This is a genomic window from Shewanella sp. T24-MNA-CIBAN-0130, from assembly GCF_040310185.1.
GTDB lineage: Bacteria > Pseudomonadota > Gammaproteobacteria > Enterobacterales > Shewanellaceae > Shewanella > Shewanella psychromarinicola.
The window spans coordinates 1-263 of the sequence record NZ_JBEOPP010000361.1 but is presented as its reverse complement, the minus strand read 5'-3'; the positions used below and the strand labels follow the sequence as shown (position 1 = coordinate 263).

The 263-nt window shown below is 64.6% G+C and carries 1 protein-coding gene; it reads left to right on the top strand.

Annotation, left to right across the window (positions count from 1 at the left end; genetic code table 11):
- A partial coding sequence (locus AAEZ02_RS22735; protein WP_351125349.1) for a DUF4123 domain-containing protein occupies nucleotides 1-263 on the top strand: 263 nt, incomplete at both ends.

Sequence of the window (263 nt, the reverse complement as noted above, 5' to 3'; positions counted from 1 at the left end):
GCCCAGGCATGAGCCTTTTGACGGATTGGCCTGAAGGTTTGCCGTGGGCTGAGCAGCAGGCGTTTGTGCTGCTCGACGGTGCGACGATCGCCGATTTACCGGCGCAACTGCGACGTCTCGACGCCGCCGCCAACGCTTTTGCGCTGTACGACCAGCCACCGTTTTCGGCCCTGCGTGACATCTCGCCGCTGCTGGTGGCGCTCGCTGACGCCGACGATCCGGTGGCGCGGTTTTATCGCCAGCATGCCCAACAGGAATGGGGC